The 19756-nt window shown below is 49.0% G+C and carries 15 protein-coding genes and 1 riboswitch; of the genes, 10 read left to right on the top strand and 5 right to left on the bottom strand.

Features of this window, described 5'->3' with window-relative positions; genetic code table 11:
* The first annotated feature begins 106 nt into the window (after window positions 1-106).
* The 4 genes from ACKTSG_RS08820 (at window position 107) to ACKTSG_RS08805 (ending at window position 6170) form a co-directional block, all read left to right on the top strand.
* Window positions 107-1633: a Ppx/GppA phosphatase family protein gene (locus tag ACKTSG_RS08820; RefSeq protein WP_407893936.1), complete on the top strand. Its 1527-nt coding sequence runs from the start codon at window positions 107-109 to the stop codon at window positions 1631-1633.
* Window positions 1630-3759 (top strand): RNA degradosome polyphosphate kinase, encoded by a 2130-nt coding sequence (locus ACKTSG_RS08815; protein WP_407893934.1) that lies wholly within the window; start codon window positions 1630-1632, stop codon window positions 3757-3759. The genes ACKTSG_RS08820 and ACKTSG_RS08815 overlap by 4 nt, the downstream gene beginning before the upstream one ends.
* A 76-nt stretch (window positions 3760-3835) precedes the next feature.
* The gene (locus ACKTSG_RS08810; RefSeq protein ID WP_407893932.1) at window positions 3836-4768 is read left to right on the top strand and encodes a Ppx/GppA phosphatase family protein; all 933 of its coding nucleotides are present in this window, start codon (window positions 3836-3838) and stop codon (window positions 4766-4768) included.
* A gap of 427 nt (window positions 4769-5195) precedes the next feature.
* Window positions 5196-6170: a DUF1002 domain-containing protein gene (locus ACKTSG_RS08805; protein ID WP_407893930.1), complete on the top strand. Its 975-nt coding sequence runs from the start codon at window positions 5196-5198 to the stop codon at window positions 6168-6170.
* A gap of 307 nt (window positions 6171-6477) precedes the next feature.
* Here the strand turns inward: ACKTSG_RS08805 and ACKTSG_RS08800 are convergent, their stop codons facing one another.
* Window positions 6478-7332 carry a DUF805 domain-containing protein gene (locus ACKTSG_RS08800; protein ID WP_407893928.1) on the bottom strand — a complete coding sequence of 285 codons (855 nt, stop codon included), beginning with the start codon at window positions 7330-7332 and terminating at the stop codon, window positions 6478-6480.
* 123 nt (window positions 7333-7455) lie between these two features.
* Between ACKTSG_RS08800 and ACKTSG_RS08795 the strand changes: the two genes are divergently transcribed.
* The 3 genes from ACKTSG_RS08795 to ACKTSG_RS08785 are packed head-to-tail and all read left to right on the top strand — an operon-like array spanning window position 7456 to window position 9892.
* On the top strand, window positions 7456-8754 hold the full coding sequence (locus tag ACKTSG_RS08795) for a TPM domain-containing protein (RefSeq protein ID WP_407893926.1): 1299 nt from the start codon (window positions 7456-7458) through the stop codon (window positions 8752-8754).
* 50 nt (window positions 8755-8804) lie between these two features.
* Complete coding sequence (locus ACKTSG_RS08790) at window positions 8805-9071, top strand: hypothetical protein (protein WP_407893924.1); 267 nt, start codon at window positions 8805-8807, stop codon at window positions 9069-9071.
* A complete protein-coding gene (locus ACKTSG_RS08785) occupies window positions 9068-9892 on the top strand; it encodes a Cof-type HAD-IIB family hydrolase (RefSeq protein ID WP_407893922.1) in 825 nt (274 codons plus the stop codon). The genes ACKTSG_RS08790 and ACKTSG_RS08785 overlap by 4 nt, the downstream gene beginning before the upstream one ends.
* 900 nt (window positions 9893-10792) lie before the next feature.
* Here the strand turns inward: ACKTSG_RS08785 and ACKTSG_RS08780 are convergent.
* The 3 genes from ACKTSG_RS08780 to ACKTSG_RS08770 form a co-directional block, all read right to left on the bottom strand.
* A complete protein-coding gene (locus tag ACKTSG_RS08780) occupies window positions 10793-11041 on the bottom strand; it encodes a hypothetical protein (protein WP_407893920.1) in 249 nt (82 codons plus the stop codon).
* 761 nt (window positions 11042-11802) lie between these two features.
* The gene (locus tag ACKTSG_RS08775; RefSeq protein ID WP_407893918.1) at window positions 11803-12546 is read right to left on the bottom strand and encodes an amino acid ABC transporter ATP-binding protein; all 744 of its coding nucleotides are present in this window, start codon (window positions 12544-12546) and stop codon (window positions 11803-11805) included.
* Window positions 12546-14117, bottom strand: coding sequence for an ABC transporter permease subunit (locus ACKTSG_RS08770; protein ID WP_407893916.1), 1572 nt, complete (start codon window positions 14115-14117; stop codon window positions 12546-12548). Before ACKTSG_RS08770 ends, ACKTSG_RS08775 begins: the two co-directional genes overlap by 1 nt.
* A gap of 110 nt (window positions 14118-14227) precedes the next feature.
* Window positions 14228-14397, bottom strand: a riboswitch (Lysine riboswitch).
* Between the two features lie 424 nt (window positions 14398-14821).
* Between ACKTSG_RS08770 and ACKTSG_RS08765 the strand changes: the two genes are divergently transcribed.
* The 3 genes from ACKTSG_RS08765 to ACKTSG_RS08755 all read left to right on the top strand — a co-directional run bounded on the left by ACKTSG_RS08765 (window position 14822) and on the right by ACKTSG_RS08755 (window position 17604).
* Window positions 14822-15793, top strand: coding sequence for a mannose/fructose/sorbose PTS transporter subunit IIA (locus ACKTSG_RS08765; RefSeq protein ID WP_407893914.1), 972 nt, complete (start codon window positions 14822-14824; stop codon window positions 15791-15793).
* A gap of 73 nt (window positions 15794-15866) precedes the next feature.
* Window positions 15867-16676, top strand: a complete 810-nt coding sequence (locus ACKTSG_RS08760) for a PTS mannose/fructose/sorbose transporter subunit IIC (protein ID WP_407893912.1) — start codon at window positions 15867-15869, stop codon at window positions 16674-16676.
* A gap of 16 nt (window positions 16677-16692) precedes the next feature.
* Entirely contained in the window at window positions 16693-17604 is a 912-nt protein-coding gene (locus ACKTSG_RS08755; RefSeq protein WP_407893910.1) for a PTS system mannose/fructose/sorbose family transporter subunit IID, read from the top strand.
* Window positions 17605-19429: 1825 nt separating this feature from the next.
* Here ACKTSG_RS08755 and ACKTSG_RS08750 read toward each other — a convergent pair.
* Window positions 19430-19756: hypothetical protein (locus tag ACKTSG_RS08750; protein ID WP_407893908.1), on the bottom strand; the 327-nt coding region annotated here is incomplete at its 5' end.

Below are 19756 nucleotides of genomic sequence, written 5' to 3'. Positions count from 1 at the left end.
GGAGTTAGTGCCAGCGACTAGGCGGAAAGTTGGCCCAGGCGCCAAGCTTTCATGTAAGCAAGCAACCAATCGCGTGCAAAACGCGTTAAACAAGGAGTGTTGGATAATGACAAGCGACCGGGGATTCATCGTGATCGGCGCACAAGCAATCTTTTTTAGTATCACCAATTTGCGGACGCTAAACGAATTAGAGCGCGGCCAGTATCCAGTGGCGATCGGTGAAGACATTTTTGCCACCCATCAGATCCAACCTGACACCGTCGACGCGGCGGTGCTGGCATTAAACACGATCCGCCAATTATTTCACGACTATGGGGTAGCTGACAGCACAGTGGTCGGCAGCCACAGCTTTTTTGAAGCAGACAATGCCCAATTTGTTTGGGATCAAATCGTTTCGCGTACCGGCTGGCAGATCCAGCGCGCCACGTTGTCGCAAGAAGCGTTCTACCGCACGCAAGCTGTGTTTGCCCGCTTTCCAAATTTTGAAACCATCACCAAAAAAGGCACCGTGTTGATCGATATTTCCAGTGGTTCGGTGGAATTGACGGCGTTTACCAATGGCGAATTCGGGTTTTCACGCAATCTGAGCTTAGGCCCGCTGCGGGTGTTTGAAGTGATGAGCGACATTCAAGCTAGTGTCCCTAATTACGTGGAAGTGATGCGCGACTTCATCGACTCGCGGCTGGTGGATTTCATGCGCTTGTTGCCAGCAGACGTGGATTATCACAACATGATCATCATGGGCAGCGCTTTGTCGCTGTTAGAAACCTTGATTCCCACTGGTAAAACTGCGGTGGAAACTGATCGCGAAGGCTTTGATCTGTTGTACCACGAGGTTATCCATTCATCAGATCAATACTTGGCTGACACCTACGAATTACCGCTGAATCAAGTGTCGCAAGTTTTGCCAACGGTATTATTGGTGTATCGCTTGGTCAAAACCTTGCACGCCTCAAAGATCTGGGTGTCCAATCTCAAAATGATCGACGGCTTGGAAGTTAATTCCGCGCTTTCTGCCGGCTACAAGCCAGTGGCCTTAGATCCCACCCAAGAAATCGTGATCTCGGCGCAGAATTTAGCCGATCGCTATCAAGTCGATCCCAAACACCGCGACGTGACGGTGACATTTGCTTTGCAACTGTTTGACCGTTTGAAAAAGCTCCATGGTTTAGGCAAACGCGAGCGCTTGTTGTTGCAGATCGCCGCGATCGTCAATGATATCGGCAGTTACGTGGATACCCACAAACATTATGAACATTCTGATTACATTATTCGCGCGTCTGAATTGATGGGACTTGATGCCATCGAACAACAAATGGTTGCCACCATTGCCCGGTTTCACTCAAGCGATTCGCCGCAAATCGATTTAGGCGACTTGCCGTTGATGTCGTCAGCGCGGCGGTTGACCATTGCCAAGTTGTCGGCGATCTTGCGGGTGGCGGATAGCTTAGATGCCTCGCGCCAACAAAAGATCATGTCCATTCGCGTATCGCAGCGCCCAGATAAAATCGTCTTGACTGCCACCGCCAATGACGATGTGGAATTGGAGCGTTGGACGTTGAAACGCAAAGGCCAATTTTTCGCGGCGGTATTTGGCTTGCCGATCGTGTTGAAAGGAAGACTATCGATATGACCAAAAAATTCGAAGATCCCAAATATTTCACCAATCGTGAATTATCTTGGGTCGCATTCAATGACCGGGTGTTAGAAGAAGCCCGCGACCGCGAAAATCCACTGTTGGAGCGGGTACGCTTTTTAGGCATCACCCAATCGAACTTAGATGAATTCTTCAACGTGCGTGTGGCGTCTTTGCGCAAAATGGTCGCCGTCGACTATCAGCGCCCAGACGCTGCGGGGTTGACGCCAAGCGACCAGCTTGAAGCGATCTCCAAAGCCGTGCACACCATGGTCGACAAGCAATATAACACCTGGTCGCGCATGTTGCGGCCAGCGCTTGAAGACGTCAACGTGCGCTTGCGGCAATTTGATGAATTAAGCGATCGTCAACATGAATTCGTAGATGATTATTTTCATCAAGAGTTATATGCGGTGCTCACGCCAATGGGAGTGGACCCAACGCGGCCGTTTCCATTTTTAAGCAACAATTCGTTGAACTTGGCGATCCGGTTGCAAAAAGACAGCGAAGCCAAAGCGTTTGCCTTGGTGCAAGTGCCTGATGTGTTCCCACGGGTGGTGCGCTTGCCAGACGCACCGAATGATTTCATTTTGCTGGAAACGATCATCGAGCATTATTTGGATGAACTGTTTGTTGGCGCCACGATCCAAGAATGCGCCGCGTTTCGGGTAACGCGGGATATGGATCTAGATGTCGCTGAAGAAGACACGTCAGACTTAATGAAAGAGATCCAATCCCAACTTAAAAAGCGCCAGCATGGGAAAGTGATGCGCTTGGAATATGACGCTGATATGGGCAAATATCTCAAAAAGCATTTGCTCAAAGGCTTGGAATTAACGTCAAACGCTGATCTTTACGCGATCAAAGGCCCGATCGACTTGAACTTCATGTCCAAACTCGCCAAGTTGACCCAAGGCTTGCCAGAGTTGAGTTATGCCAAGTTCACGCCATATCGTGCCACTGAACTTAAAGGCAACTTGTTCGATGTGATCCGCGACCATGATGTGTTGTTGCAACATCCTTATGAATCCTTTGCCACTGTGGTGGACTTTATCCACCAAGCGGCGGTTGACCCGCAAGTGCTCGCGGTGAAAATGACGCTGTATCGCGTGTCGTCTAAGTCGCCGATCATCAGTTCCTTGAAACTTGCCGCCCAAAACGGCAAACAAGTCACGGTATTGGTAGAACTTAAAGCCCGGTTTGATGAAGAAAATAACGTGCATTGGGCCCAAGAACTGGAGCGCGCTGGGTGTCATGTGATCTATGGGTTAGTGGGCTTAAAAACCCACTCGAAGTTGGCCTTAGTGGTGCGTCGTGAGGAAACCGGTATCAGGCGTTACATGCATATGGCCACCGGGAATTATAACGATGTCACTGCCAATTTCTACACGGATATGGGTTTGTTTACTGCCAATGCCGAAATGGGCGCCGACGCCAGCAACATTTTCAACATGTTGTCAGGCTTTTCAGAACCGGCATACTTCCACAAGTTGGTGATCGCGCCAATGGGGATCCGCGACCACTTGATCGATAACATCAACCAAGAGATCCAAAACGCCAAAGCCGGCCGCCAAGCTTTGATCCGCATGAAAATGAACTCGTTATCTGACACCCGCATGATCCAAGCACTATATGCCGCTAGTGCCGCTGGGGTGAAAGTGGAACTGCTGGTGCGTGGGATCTGCAATTTGAAAGTTGGCATCCCAGGCGTCTCTGAAAATATCACCGTGCATTCGATCGTCGGGCGCTTTTTGGAACACAGTCGGATCTATTATTTCTACGCCAATGGGGATGAAACGTTGTACTTATCCAGCGCTGATCTCATGAAACGCAACTTGTCGCGGCGCGTGGAATTGCTGTTTCCGATTTTAGCGGATGACGTGCATGCTAAAGTGATGCGCATTTTTGATACCATGTGGTCGGATACTGTCAAAACGCGGATCTTGCAACCAGACGCCACTTGGGAACGCGTCGACTTGCGCGGCAAAGCCTTGATCGACTCACAACAAGTCTTCATGCAAGCAGCACAAGCCGCCGCCAACGCCCAACGCGCCGCGCATGCCGATGATGATCCCGCTGACTTGCATCGCTTCACGCCGATGAAAGCCCCACAAGACGACTGACAGATTAAAAGATCCAGATCATCACGGTTTGGATCTTTTTTGGTATACTTGAGCCGGACAATATGGAGGCAAACAAATGAGACATTTCGGTGTGATCGACTTAGGCAGCAATTCTGCGCGCTTAAGTGTGTGGCAAGTCAATGAAGATTCAAGCGTCAAGCAAGTCTTAAAGCTCAAAGAAATGGTGCGCTTGTCAGAAGGCATGGGCGAAGACCACGTGTTACAAGAACCTGCCATGGCGCGCACGATCCAAGCGCTAGTCGGCTTCAAGCGCCAATATGCCAACTTGCCGCAGCTGAGCCTTGAAGCGTATGCCACTGCCGCCACGCGCATGGCCGCCAATCAAAAAGACTTTTTGAAGCGCGTCAAAAAAACCGTTGGCGTCGACATTCACGTGATCCCAGGCACCAAAGAAGCCGAGTTGGATTTTTTAGGCGTGATCAACACCTTGCCGATCCAAAATGCCTTGATCATGGACACCGGTGGCGCGTCGACGGAATTGATCTTGGTGCAAAACCGCAAGCTTCAGCATTTGATCTCCATTCCGTTTGGCTCGGTCAACTTAACTGAACGCTACTTACATGGCGACACGGTCAGCGCCGCAGAATTGTTTGACGTGATCACCTCAGTCAATCGGACTTTCAACGGCATTTGGTGGCTAAAAAAAGCCCAAAACTTACCGATCGTCGCCCTTGGCGGGTCCAATCGGACGTTAGCTAAGATCCAGCGGCGCAAAGATGCGGTGGCCAATTATGAAGATATTCACGGCTACCGTATGAGCACCGATCAAGTGAATGCTATTTTCAAACAAGTCATCTCAAGTTCCTTAGAAGCACGCAAAGCCATTCCTGGCTTGGCCAAATACCGCGCTGATATTATCGTTGGCGGCTTAGTGCCAGTGGTCATGATGATCCGCTTTTTGGATTCAGATCGCTTGACCTTCTCGCAATACGGTTTGCGCGAAGGGGCGCTGTACCAACATCTCGAAGCTTTCAACGCTGGCGTTTAAGTGCCGGCGGGTCGGCGCCACGGCGGTGAACTGGGCAAGTTGCCGGTGCGGCCGGCTTCAAAGCTTGAAACAAAGCCCGTTTCAAGGCTTTTACGCCTAAATATTGAACCAGCAAAAAACGCTGTTTCAATATTTGCCGGTAGGATCTGCGCATGCCGCCTAAACCCGGCGTCATGTTTGATCCTACTGCCACGGGCAATTGCCCATTTCACCTTGTTCTGCCGCCCCGCCTACGTCTGCATTTGCCCAACTTGGTCAGATCAAAGTATTAGCTCACCGCAGTGGCGCCGATCCACTTGCATCCACATGCACGCGAGTTATTAAGCCGCGGCATAATCGCGTAAGAACCGCTTAAGAATAGTCGTCAATGCAGTCAAGACGGCGGCAGTTTAGTATCATGATGTTAAATCAATCCAGGAGCGAACTCATGAAAAAAATCCTTTTGGCCTTAGGTGCAGTCGTGTTAGCCACGGTTGCATTCGGCACCCATACTGTGCACGCCGATGATACTTGGACACCAGTGGCGACGCTTGGTGTCAGCTTGACCAGCGATCAAAAATCCGGCACTTTATCTACCTTGGAGAATGCTGCCAATGTGTCCAACGTCTCGCAGTTGACAGTCAATGGCGATACCTTGGTGAAGTATTTGAACCCCAGCGGCTCCACGTTCACGTCGACTTCTGGCGTGTGGTCGTCGGCTTTGGTGCAAAAAACTTCCACTGGTGGCATCAATGTGACCATTGTGCCTTATAACGGAACCAATAATATCACCACGATCACCAGCGACCAGTACCGCAACGCTGCCGTGACCGCTGGGGTGACCAATGCCAACATTTTCATCACGTCGGCAGTTTCCATTGATGGCTCTGGGGCGCTAGCTGGGGTTTACGCCGCTTTTGCCCAAAACGGGGAAACGCTGAATGCCAGCCAGATCAATGCGGCGCAAAGCGAAGTCAACACCTTGTCTGGGATCACGGATGCCAATAAAGGCAAAGATGGCTACACCGACAAGCAGTTGAATAACGCCGTCGCTGGAATGAAAAAAGACATGGCGACGCAATCCAATTCTGGTGAGCAGACGTTGTCGCAAAATACCATTGGCAACATTGTGGACTCGCAATTAAAAGCCAACAATTTGACCAACATCATCAACAATAACCAACGCACACAGATCATTAACTTGATGGTTAAGATTCAAAACTCCGGTGCCTTGAAGTCCAGTGATTTCAAAGCCCAAGCTTCAAAGCTGGCCAGTTCGATCCAATCCAGCGCCAAAAACTTGTTTTCTAAGCTCAAAGGCTTAGATACCCAAGAAAACCGCAACTTATTGCAAAAGATCCTCGATGCGATCGGGAATTTCTTTGCCAGCTTGTGGGCGAAGATCACTGGGTTAGTGAACTAAACCAACAACCCCATTCCCGCATCAAGCATTTAAATCCCTAAAAAATGCCATCAGACCACTTTCTGAAATCCTCAAAAAGTGGCCTGGTGGCATTTTGATGGTTCGGAGCTAAAAAGTTTGGTGCACCAACAGGTAAAAGCGTTAAAAGTTCAAAAATCTGGCGAGTAAAAAGACCACAATAAATATGATAAGCGCAGTCATGATAAGCTGTGAGTTGAGTTTTTTCATCGGTCCTCCTAGGCAAAATGTGCAATCAACCTTTTGATGTTGCGGCTAACGCGTCGTAATGGCGCAACATAACGGTCATTCATCTTAAGGCTTGTACTTGCGTTTCTAATGTCGTGATCAAATCGATCGCGACGCTGGTGTCTGGGATGAACAACAAATGCTGCGGGCGAGAGTCTTCCCAGTTTGCTACGGTGTAAGCATGTGTGAGGCGCTGTAAGTCTGATGCCGACAAGTTAAGTTGATCGGCAAGCGACCAGATCTTCCCGGCACGCTTTCGACCTTCGCGCATCAAGGCGTTCATTGCTGCGGAAAACACCATATTGGCGACTAATAATAAACCGATGAGCCAGTGCCAATGCATGATCAAAGCAACGATCGTTAAGACGATCGAGCCGCCAGCAAAAACGACTTGCAGGCGTTGAATGACAACCATTTTGATGCCGCGAAGTGACATGTGAGCCGGCTTGCGACTAGGCAAACAACAGATCCCGATATCGATCACCAAACACATGATGGTCACGCCATTGACCCAAGTGGCAGGCAACGGCATTGGGACAAAACGAGACATCACGATGATCGCTTCCAATAAAATCGCCCAGCCCCAAAAAATGCCGGCGTCGCGCGATCGGCGCACGCTTAATGCCACATGGGGAATGAGCGTGCCTATTCCAAACACGCCGCCTAAGCTCCCAAAAGCCAACAATGCCACGATTTGTCCGCCGTGCATGTCTCCGGTGTTGCCGCGCATCAAGTTAGCCCATGAGCCAAACATCCCCAATGTCAATCCAAAGCCAACGATTGCGATCGCCAAAGCGGCGCTTAAGTGCCACCACCAATATTCTTTGCGACTGCTACGGCCAAAGAAGTTGGTGTAATTGGCAAAAAAGCCGCGAATCGCCTTGAGCCCACCTGCACCGTAATAAGGATTACCCATAATTTCCTCCTTTGTGTCCCAAACCCTAACAAAATAATTATGACACGAGCATGGATACCTTTCCATTAATTTGTCGTGCTTTATCCGACTTAATTTGAGATAATTCAAGTGGGAGGTGGGGACATGAAAAAGCATCAATGGTGGGTCGGCTTGTTGGTATTTTTCGGGGTACTGATCTGGGCGACACCGGTACAAGCACAAGCGAATCAATATTTGAATGATCATACCAACACCTTATCGGCAAAGACCTTGCAAGACGCCCAAAGCGTGAATCAGGCGCTGGCGACGTTGCCTGGCAAGCCGACGCTTTCAGTGGAAGTGTATGATCGCATCCCCAAAGATCAAGATATCGACGAATTTAAAGTCGACCGGTTCAAACAGCTAGGCGTTGGGCAAAAAGGTTGGGACAACGGGCTGTATTTTGTGCTGGCCATCAAAGATCGCAAATACGCTTTAGAAGTGGGTTATGGCTTAGAAGCGGCTTTGCCAGATGGCGCCAAAGATCGCATTATCACCACCGCCGTTGACACGAAGTTGCGCCATAAACAATACGATGCGGCGTTGCAGCAGATCATGGGCAATCTCAATTCGTGGCTCCAAAAACACGCCTCAGACATTGCCACACCAGCACAGATCAAAGCCCAAAAAGCCGCCGATCATGCCCAACAAGTGCGCGATACCATCATGGTGATCAGCGTGATCGCTTTAGGCATCATCGCCATCGTCACGTTGATCTGGCGACACAAACGCCAACACGATCAGCTACAAAAAGTATTTGAGGCCCAAGTGGCGCCGCAACTGCCATTGTTTCAAAATCTAAAGCCAGCGCAACAAGCCGCCTACCTGAGACAGTTATCTGTCGGTTGGTTCAAAGCCATGCCTAAAGACGTGATCGCTTGGTTGAAGCAGGATTTTGCTTGGTATGTGCGCTATAAACTAGCAGACTTGGCCACTAGTGTTGAGCCGCCGATGCCAGCGTTCGCGTATGCAGGGATCGATTATACTGATTTACCTCAAGCCAATGAATTGGTGCTTGAAGCGCCTAACTTGCAAGCTTACCTCAACACCATCCAGCCGCACTTGACCGCTTTGGTGGCGCCAGTGCGGCAGTATTTCAATGGCTTTAGCCAATGGGCACCCGGCCACAGCATCAAAGATCAACAAGCGGTTTGGCAAGCTTTTGTCGAACATGTCACCCCTAAAGATGCCAAAAAGCTCAATACCATCAAAGCCCAAAAGCAGTTTTTTGAAGCGTTGTGGCGCCGGTTGAATCAAGTTGAAACTGACGGCTTAGGACTGGCGGCGATGCCGTTGTGGCTGAGTGATGTTGGCGGCAGCCCTAGCTCTGGGTCTGGATTTGGGTCCGGCTCTGGTTACGGTGGCGGCAGTTCTGGCGGCGGCGGATTTTCCGGCGGGTGGTAGCGTTTCACAAAGTCTTGTATAATGAAAGAAAAAACTGGGGGACTCGTGATTTGATTTTGGCATTGGCTTTGATCCTGTTGGTTGTGGTACTCACCATTGGCCTAGGATATTGGAATTTTAAACTCGGACAAAAAGGCAAGTCATACGGCGTCGGCTTGATCATTCCGGTGGGGTATTTCATCGTGATGGTCGCCATGACATCGATGTCGCATGGCAAAAACGGTAGCTTGGCGTCAAGTGTTGTCAGCAGTTTGTTTATGGCGATCATTTATTTCATCGTGTTCACCTGGGGCGTTAAAGGGGCACACAAAAAATGACCTATAAAATGATCGTTTCAGATCTTGACGAAAGCTTGTTGCGCACTGACGGCAGTGTGTCACCGGCAGATATCCAAGCCATCGCGAAATTGCGTGATGCCGGGGTGAAATTCGTCCCCAACACTGGTCGCGGCTTTGCGTCAGTGCAAGGCCTGCTAAAAACCATTGGAACTGAGCAATTGCCAGGCCAATACGTGATCTCCTACAATGGTGGGGCGATCGTGGAGAATGCTGGCAACCAGATCATTGCGTCAACGTCGCTACCTTTTGATGTGGCCAACGCGATTTTCAAAGTTGGGGCGGCTGATCCTGAATTTGGGGCCCATATCTACACCTTCCATCACGTCTATGTTTATCGGCCCAGTGCGTCTGAATATGCCTACTTGGATAATCGCGGCGTAGACTACACGTTGTGGACTGACTCGGATCTTTCCGCACTTAAAGGCCGCGCCATCGCCAAAGTGATCTTTCAACATCCTGAGCTCACCGCGCGCCAACAGCTCGCCGAAAAAATTGCCCAAGCAGTTGATTATCCGGCGACGGTCAGCTATTCTTCCGGCCGCTATGTGGAATTTAACCCCAATGGCATCGATAAAGGGGATGCGGCGATCACCTTAGGAGAAAAGATCGGCATTTTGCCAGAAGAGATCATCGCGTTAGGTGACAACCTCAATGATATGTCCATGATCCAAAAAGTGGGCCTAGGCGTTTCCGTGAAAAATGGCGTCCCGGCGATCCAACAAGCGGCAGACTTGGTGTTGCCAGTGGATAATGATCACGATCCTGTGACCAGCTTGGCCAAAATCGTGTTTGACCTGTAATTGTAGATCGGCGTGTCGATGGTGGCGCGCCTTTTTTGACCCGATCGTGTTACGGGATGCTTGCAGGCGATTTAGTGTGTTTTATTATTGACGAAATTATCCATTTATATGTATAAAACGCATTTATATATTATTTATGAAGCTTTTTACAGACTTTAAGATTCTTTTTCTGTGCAAAAACAGTCTTTCATGCTATACTTAGTTCATCGAAAAGCATCGCCGGCAAACACGATGCTTTTCGTAAACAACACATTTTTCAGGATGGTTGGCATTGTTTATATCACATCACCTGCTTTCAGGAAGGTTGCTCAGCAATGAGGAGCCTTTTCGGGGTGCCTACTTTTGTTAGAAATTTCTGGCCGCCTGTACTAGCTCGCTTAAGGAGCGAACGAATTTGGTGGTTTTGCGAACGCTGAAGCTCAACGCATCGCAGTCGTAGATCGTCAATGCTACTGGATGTGTCAGTTGTTCTCACATTGTTGGTCATGATATACCGTGACCATACAGAAACACCGTGTCTGCAAGCACGGTGTTTTTGGGACGGAGTATCGTCCTCGCCCGATCTTATCGCGCAAGCGCGATGGTCAAGTTAAGATTAAGCTAAAGCCGCATCATCTCGTCAAAGTGAGTGCGGCTTTTTGCTTGTCTACTGCTGCCAGAGTTCTCTGACTGCCTGCACTAGTTGGCTCAATGAATGAACCAACTTGGTGGCTTTGCGGACGCTGAAGTTCAGCGCGTCGCAGTTAAGATCATCGTGATTAACGCACTAGTTGTTCTCATAATGGTGGTCATGATATAATTAGACCATACAAAAACACCGCGCCTGGCAGCACGGTGTTTCCGGGACAGAATATCGTCCTTGCAAGATCGCTTTAAGAGCGATGGTCAGTTGAATACAAGCTAAAGCCGCATCAATCTCGACAAAGTGAGTGCGGCTTTTTGCTTGTTTACTTCCGCCAGAGTTCTCTGACTGCCTGCACTAGCTGGCTCAAGGAACGAACCAACTTGGTGGCTTTGCGGACGCTGAAGTTCAGCGCATCGCAGTAATAGCCGACCAAATAGATACAGGCAATAATGGCTACGTGAACGTAACCAAAGGCAAACAAGACCGATCTCCTTTCGTTTGGGATGGGTGGCATAATTTGCCATCGCATCACCTCCTCAATGGGGAGACCACCGCTCATGTCACTTCTTGCTTTCAATAGTTTACCATGAAAACCGGCGATTAACTAATTATTTGTAAGTTAATAGATAGGTATTTAAGTGGTTATATTACTGGTCGTCGTGGCTTTCTAAGCAACGCCTCTACGGCTAGCTACGCAATAAGATCCGAGCCAAGCCCGGGATCAAATCCTATTGCTAGGCTATCCTTGAGGCTAAGGGCGCTTTGAAAACCACTGGTGTCGTCGTGCTTTTCCAAGCAACGCCGACGCAGCTAGCTACGCTAAGGAAACTGAACCAAGTCCAGGTTCAATTCCCTTAGCTAGGCTACCTGGTCGGCTAAAACCGCTTTGAAAACCACTGGATCAAAAAAGGCCGCCATGGGTTTGGCGGCCAAAAAGGGTTGGGAGATTCATTCATCACTTGGAGGAGTGATGGCGCGCGCCAGCGGGCACTGGCGCGACTTGAGAAGATGAAAAAGTGGGGTAGAAATAAGGGGGGTAACTCATTTCTACAAGGTCTATGTTACTGGTGAATTGTGATGAAACTGTGACGTTGTTGTGCCACTCTTGCGAAATTATCCAGCTATTCAAATGAAATCAAAACGCGACTAGCCATCACTGACCAGTCGCGTTTCTTCATGCAATGCCTAGACAAAAAGCCGCTGCCTTGCGATTCAACGATGAATCGTCAGGCAACGGCTTTTGTGTGTTGAGCCTAAATTGCTTTAGGCCTCAGCTTCTCGCAGGTTATGCGCGGTTCAAGTAGCGCTTCAAGAATTCTTGAGTAACGGTTTTGCTTGGATGGTCGAAGATCTCAGCTGGCGTGCCGGCTTCGGCAATGACGCCTTCGTTCATGAACACAACGCGATCGGAAACATCTTTGGCAAATTGCATTTCATGGGTGACCACGATCATGGTCAACCCAGTGTCAGCTAAGGCTTTCATCGCATTCAATACGTCGTCGACCATTTCCGGATCCAACGCTGACGTCGGTTCGTCAAACAATAAGACTTCTGGATCCATGGCGACGGCTCGGGCGATGGCGACACGCTGCTTTTGCCCGCCGGAAAGTTGGTCTGGCTTGGCATTGACGAAAGGCGCCATGCCGACTTGCTTTAACAATTCCAAAGCGTGCGTTTTGGCTTCAGCAGCGCTGCGACGCAACACCGTGGTTTGTGGGGTGACCACGTTTTGCAAAACGGTCAAGTTGTTGAACAAGTTGAATTGCTGAAACACCATGCCAACAGCGGCGCGGTAATGCGGCAAGTCAACATCCCCAGACACCACGCTTTTGCCATGGAACAGGATGTCGCCGCCAGTGGGTTCTTCCAATAAGTTGATATTGCGCAACAAGGTGGACTTCCCAGAGCCAGAGCGGCCAATGATGGATACCACTTCGCCTTTATGCACGTCGAAGTTGATATCAGTCAGCACTTCATGCGTCCCGAAGGCTTTTTTCAAATTCTTGACTTCAATGATCGTATCAGCCATTATTTTGCCTCCTTTGCATCAACAGCTTGCATTTGGTTGGACATCAAGTTGTAGTTCTTCGGCCCGTCGATGCGCTTTTCGATCAAGCGGAACAGACGCGAGATCGTGAAGGTCAAGATCAAGTAGATCCCAGAAACGATCAAGTAAGTGTGGAAGAACTGGAAGTTTTGCCCGGCGACAGTTTCGGCGGAGAAGAACAATTCGGAAACGGAGATCACAGACAACACTGACGTATCCTTGATGTTGACGATGAATTCGTTGGTCACGGCTGGCAAGGAGTTGCGGATCGCTTGTGGCAAAACGACTTTCATCATCGTTTGCAAATGGGTGAAGCCTAACGCATGCGCCGCTTCAAACTGGCCTTCATCCACGGAAATGATCCCGCCACGGATGATCTCAGAAATATAAGCCCCAGTGTTGATCGAGACAATGACCAACGCGGCAGTGGTTTTGTTCATATTGATGCCAAACGCTTGGGCAGCGCCGTAATACAATACCGCTGCTTGCACGATCATAGGTGTGCCACGGAAAACTTCGATATAAACGGCTAATAACCAGTTGATCAACCACTGTAAGCCGCGTTTGCCTTTGGTCTTAGGCGTCGGAATGGTGCGAATGATCCCGACTAATAAGCCGATCACAAACCCAACGATGGTCCCGACCAAAGAGATCAATAAGGTCATGCCAGTGCCACGCAATAACATTGGCCCGTATTGCTTTAAGATCTGCATGAACCAGTTGCCACCTTGGCTGGTGGAAGGCTGGTTGGCTACGGCGTCGTTCATCATTTGATTGCGTGTTGATGTCGAGATCTTGGCTAACTCTTCATTGATCTTGGCTTTATTGGGATCGTTTTTGCGCAAGCCGATGGCCAAGTCCACATCTTCTGGGTTGGTTTTAAAACCATTGGCCTTGGAGAACTTCAAGTAAGTCAAGTTCGGGTTGGCATTTTGCGCAGTGATGCCTTCTGGAACTTCGGAAACATACCCATCAATGGTGCCAGATTCAAGCGCCACTCGCATTGCGGGGAAGTTGTTCATCGCCGCTTCTTTGATGACGCCTTTCATTTGCTTGATGGCTTGATAATGGAAAGTGGACAGTTGCGCGGTGATCTTGGCGCCTTTGAAGTCATTGATGGACTTAGCTTTGGCGTATTTGGAATCGCGCCGTACCACCACCGTCAACTTCGAAGCGTAATACGTGCTGGTAAAATCGATCGCCTTGCGCCGTTCGGCAGTGGGCGACATCCCGGCGATGATCGCATCGATCTTGCCAGACGTTAAGGCTGGTTGTAACCCATCCCAAGAAGTCTTGACCACGATAACTTTTTTGCCGATGGCTTTGGCCACTTTCTTAGCCATTTGCACATCGTAGCCATTGGCGTAATCATGAGAGCCTTGGATCTTCACGGCGCCGTTTGACGCATCAGATTGGGTCCAGTTGAATGGGGCATAGCCGGCTTCCATCCCGACTTTGAAGGTCCCACTGGCAGAAACGCTTTGGATGCTGAAAGCCAGTACTGCTAACAGCGCCACGGCGATCCCATTAAGGTAAAGCCATACTTTTTTCATCAGACATAGTCCTCCTTCGTTGTTTGCGCACCGAAGGAATAGAGAGAACATTAAAGGGGATCGACCTATATCATAAATAAAGGTCGATCCCCTGATTTCAGTAGTTAAACCAGAATCATAGCGCTCCGCATTGCTGCGACAGTTCAAGCGATATTTTCGCTTGCCCCAACCAAACCGCTCCTAGATGAACGATCTGATTTCGGCGGGGATGCTTACGACAGGATCAAAGGGATCTAGCCCTCACCTGTTTTCGTCACCACCCGCGACCTCTATTTCTTGGTGGATATTCACATGTCTTGCCTGAAAGTATAGCGCGAACCCCAGTCGGCGTCAACGTATTATGCATGCGATCGAAAAACGCTTTCCATAAATTAAAAAGCGTTTTAATGAGTTGGACGAGCCGACGCTGACGTGAAAAGTAGTCGAGTTGTTCCTACAAATATAGCAGATCTGGCTTAACTTTTCCCCAGTCAAACCCTTGTCGCACATAAAGATTTGCAAAAAAATTTGAGTCAAATGCCTGCTGGTATAGTCCTTTCATGAAAACGCTCAAATTTCTCGTAGGAAAGGGGTTGCAAAGCGTGACTGATAACGGCATACTAGCTCATGGGGATTCATTCACCGGTCAAAATCTGCATACTTATTCTACATTATTCAATGCAGCCGGCGACCGAACCCAAATATTATTTAGGAGGCGACAAACAATGGTCGGAATCATTCTTGCTAGTCATGGGCAATTCGCTGCTGGCATCAAGCAATCTGGTCAAATGATCTTCGGTGAACAAGAAAAAGTCGAAGCTGTGACTTTCATGCCAAACGAAGGCCCAGATGATCTCAAGAAGCATCTTGAAGAAGCCATTGCGAAGTTCGGCGAAGACGACGAAGTGTTGTTCTTAGTCGATCTGTGGGGCGGTTCACCATTCAACCAATCCAACGGTTTGTTCGAAGCACATAAGGACAAGTGGGCAATTGTAACAGGGCTGAACCTGCCAATGCTCATTGAAGCTTATGGCTCACGTCTGTCGATGACATCGGCACACGAGATTGCTGCACACTTAGTAGAAGCTGGGCGTGACGGTGTGAAGATCAAACCAGAATCACTTGAACCTAAACCAAAAGCTGCACCTGCTGCAGCTCAAGGTGGCAACGCCGGGAAACCTGGGAAGCTCGAATATGTGCTTGCTCGGATCGACTCTCGTCTGTTGCATGGTCAAGTCGCAACTGCTTGGTCCAAGTCGGTTAAGCCTACCCGTATCATCGTTGTTTCTGACAACGTTGCCAAGGATAAGCTGCGTAAGCAATTGATCACTGACGCTGCGCCTGGTGGTGTTCACGCCCACGTTGTGCCAGTTGATCAAATGATCAAGATCGCCAAAGATGATAAGCACTTTGGCGGCGAACGTGCACTGCTATTATTCGAAACCCCTCAAGACGCATTACGCGCAGTTGAAGGTGGCGTACCGTTGAAGACCATCAACGTTGGGTCCATGGCCCACTCCGCTGGTAAAGTTCAACCTAACAAAGTTTTGGCTTTTGACCAAGATGATATCGATACCTTCGCTAAACTGAAGGCTGACGGCTTGACCTTTGATGTCCGCAAAGTCCCAACCGACTCTCAAGACAACATGGATGCCATCTTGAAGAAAGCGCAAGACGCTTTGAACGCTGCAAAGTAACTTCAATCAAAACATTGCGATGAACGCATCGTGATGCTCGACTATTATTCCTACAAAAAGGGAGGATACTAAAATGTCTTTGAATTTCATTCAAATCATCCTAGTCCTCATCGTCGCATTCTTAGCTGGGATGGAAGGGATTCTTGATGAATTCGAATTCCACCAACCAGTTGTAGCCTGCACGTTGATCGGCTTGGTTACTGGCCAATTGGTCCCATGTGTTATCTTAGGCGGGACCTTGCAAATGATCGCCTTAGGCTGGGCGAACATCGGTGCCGCTGTTGCGCCTGACGCGGCTTTGGCTTCTGTTGCATCTGCCATCATTCTTGTTCTTGGCGGCCAAGGCAAAGCAGGGGTTTCCTCAGCTATTGCTATCGCCGTTCCTCTGGCCGTTGCCGGCTTACTGTTGACCACCTTAGTTCGTACCGTCACTGTTGCGATCATCCATATCATGGATAAAGCAGCTGAAGAAGGTAGCTTTGGTAAGATCGACTTCTGGCAATGGGTTGCGATCTGCTTACAAGGTTTGCGTATTGCGATCCCTGCAGGCTTCATCATTGCTGTTGGTTCCGGCCCTGTTAAGGCAATGCTGGATGCAATGCCGACTTGGTTAGTTGATGGCTTGTCAATCGGTGGTGGCATGGTTGTTGCCGTTGGTTATGCGATGGTTATCAACATGATGGCGACTGCTGAAGTATGGCCATTCTTCGCCATCGGCTTCGTGCTTGGCACTGTTACCGAAATCACCTTGATCGGTTTAGGTGCTATCGGTGTTGGCTTGGCCTTGATCTACTTGAACTTGTCCAAGATGGGCGGCTCAAGTGATGGCGGTCAATCCACTGGTTCTGGTGATGCCGTTGGCGACATCATTGACAACTACTAGAAGGAGGTAGAACACAATGGCTGATCAGATCAAATTAACGAAAAAAGATCGTTGGGATGTGTGCTGGCGTTCGACCTTCCTGCAAGGTTCTTGGAACTACGAACGTATGCAAAACGGTGGCTGGACTTATGCTTTAATTCCAGCTTTGAAGAAGTTGTACACGACTAAAGAAGATCGTGTTGCCGCTTTGAAGCGTCACATGGAATTCTTTAACACTCACCCATACTTGGCTTCACCTGTTATCGGTGTTACTTTGGCCCTTGAAGAAGAACGTGCCAACGGCGCTGCTGTTGACGATGTTACGATCCAAGGTGTTAAGGTCGGCATGATGGGCCCTCTGGCCGGTGTCGGCGACCCAGTATTCTGGTTCACTGTACGTCCGATCTTAGGTGCCTTGGCTGCTTCTATGGCCATGACTGGTTCCATCGTTGGCCCAATCATTTTCTTCGTGGCTTGGAACATTATCCGTATCGCCTTCCTGTGGTACACTCAAGAATTTGGCTACAAAGCTGGTTCTCGTATCGCCGACGATATGTCCGGTTCCTTGTTGCAAGATGTTACCAAAGGTGCTTCCATCCTTGGTATGTTCATCTTAGGTTCTCTGGTAGAACGTTGGGTTTCTGTTAAGTTCACACCAACGGTTTCCGATGTTCAATTGGACAAAGGTGCTTACATTGACTGGGGCTCCTTACCAAAAGGTGCCAAGGGTATCCAAACTGCTTTGCAACAACAAGCTGCTGGTTTGTCCTTGACTGACCACAAAGTTACCACGTTGCAACAGAACTTGGATTCCTTGATCCCTGGCTTAGCTGGTCTTCTGGTTACCTTGCTTTGCATGTGGTTACTCAAGAAGAAAGTTAGCCCGATCATCATCATCTTCGGTTTGTTCATTGTTGGTATCGTCTTACACGTTCTCCACATTATGTAACAAACCTGCCGAGCTCACGAAGAGCTTAGCTTGAAGTGAAAATGGCCTTGTGGCGTCGATTTAAATCGACGTGGCAAGGTCATTTTTGTGTGGGGAAACGCAATTTCATGACTGGCGGCAGGGATCGCGATATTTCTGATGAGGTGCCAAGGCCGGACGATGGGGCTTGGACTTGCTTGGGATGGAGGTGATCTGCCACTTGGCGATGGACCTAAATGGCATCAAGGATCAGATCGCCATGCCGGCCTAGAAAACCACCAAGTGAGATTCGGATGAAGAGGAGAGATTCCTCAAATATCCCAGTTTTGCATACGGACTTGCATCTGGGTCCTGTTGCCACAGGGTATCGCGACATGATATACTATGGGCATACAAAAAGGCACGATGCTACCAACATCGTGTCCTCCCGGATAGTTATCCGCACACAGCGCCTAAGAGCGGTAGCTTTTCGGCGATAACTTAATTCAAAGTCGCGCTTACTCTGCTAAAAGTTAATGGCGCGGCTTTTTACGTCTCGTCCGATGAGGCATGGACTTGCTTGGGGTGGACAGGTGACCTGCCACTTTGAGATAGACCTCGATGATATGGAGGATGAGATCCCCATATCGGTCTACGAAACCACCAAGACTGGCGAGGATGAAGAGGACGGAACCCCAAATATCCCAGTTTTGGATTCCACCTTCATTCCGGTGTAGTTGCCACAGGGTATCGCGACATGATATACTATGGACATACAAAAAGGCACGATGCTATCAACATCGTGTCCCCGGATAGTTATCCGTACACAGCGCTTAAGAGCGGTAGCTTTTCGGCGTTAACTTATAAGAGCGAAAGCTGCGCCTGACTCAGCTAAAAGTTAATGGCGCGGCTTTTTTCGTACAACCGTTTTTCGTCTCGCCCGATGTTTCGTGGACTTGCTTGGCGTGGACAAATGATCTGCCACTTTAAGATAGACTTCAATCACATGAAGAATAAGATCCCCATGTTGGCCTAGAAAACCACCAATTGAGACGAGGATGAAGAGGACGGAACCCCAAACATCCCAGTTTTGCATACGACTTTCCTTTCCGGATTTGTTGACACCTACGAAATCTCATAGGCACCACCTCCTTCGTACTCGAAAAGCTACCGTACGTTGCTTTTGTGCTTTTGCCAGTATACCATGGCAAGACAGATGGCGTATATAGCCGGAAAACATTGAATAATTTGTAAAACAAACACAGTTAAATAATCGACAATTCGATGGTTGCGATCGTTCTGGCAGCGATCCTGACGGGTGCTTTCTAAGCTTTCAAGGTTCAGGTGACGTTGCTGTCTGGCCTAGTTGCCACAGGGTATCGCGACATGATATACTATGAGCATACAAAAAGGCACGATGCTATCAACATCGTGTCCCCGGATTGTTATCCGTACACAGCGCTTAAGAGCGGTAGCTTTTCGGCGTAAAGATATTTGTTACAAAGTCGCGCTTACTTCGCTAAAAGTTAATGGCGCGGCTTTTTTCGTACAACTGTTTTTCGTCTCGTCCGATGAGGCATGGACTTGCTTGGCCTGGACAAATGATCTGCCACTTTGAGATAGACTTCAACGATATGGAGAATCAGATCCCCATACCGGTCTACGAAACCACCAAGACTGACGAGGATGAAGAGGACAGATCCCCAAACATCCCAGTTTTGCATTCGGGCCTAGTTGCCACAGGGTATCGCGACATGATATACTAATGTCGTACAAAAAAGGACACGATGTTGGTCCATCGTGTCCTCCCGGATAGTTATCCGTACACAGCGCTATAAGAGCGGTAGCTTTTCGGCGTTAAACTAAATTACAGAGTCGCGCCTAATTCGGCTAAAAACGTTGGCGCGGCTTTTTTCGTACAACCGTTTTTCGTCTCGTCCGATGAGGCTTTGAAGACGGCATATAGCTTTACCAGGTAATGCGAAGTTTTTGACACCACTCGGCGAAAAAATTGTCCAAGGTCGGCGAAGAAATTGACCAACAATACAGAAACCTCCTGTATACTATGGGTAGCATACGTGTAAGCGCGTGCAATTCTTAAATACAGGAGGTCTTTGTAATGGCTATTCATTACCGTCAAATTCTTGAGCTTCACGCTCAAGAGCTGGTGCAGCGAGACATTGCGGCAATCACT

It is taken from the genome of Lacticaseibacillus salsurae (assembly GCF_045862175.1).
GTDB classification, from domain to species: domain Bacteria; phylum Bacillota; class Bacilli; order Lactobacillales; family Lactobacillaceae; genus Lacticaseibacillus; species Lacticaseibacillus salsurae.
Note: the sequence above shows the minus strand (reverse complement) of the source record. Positions and strands in the feature narration are given on the sequence as shown.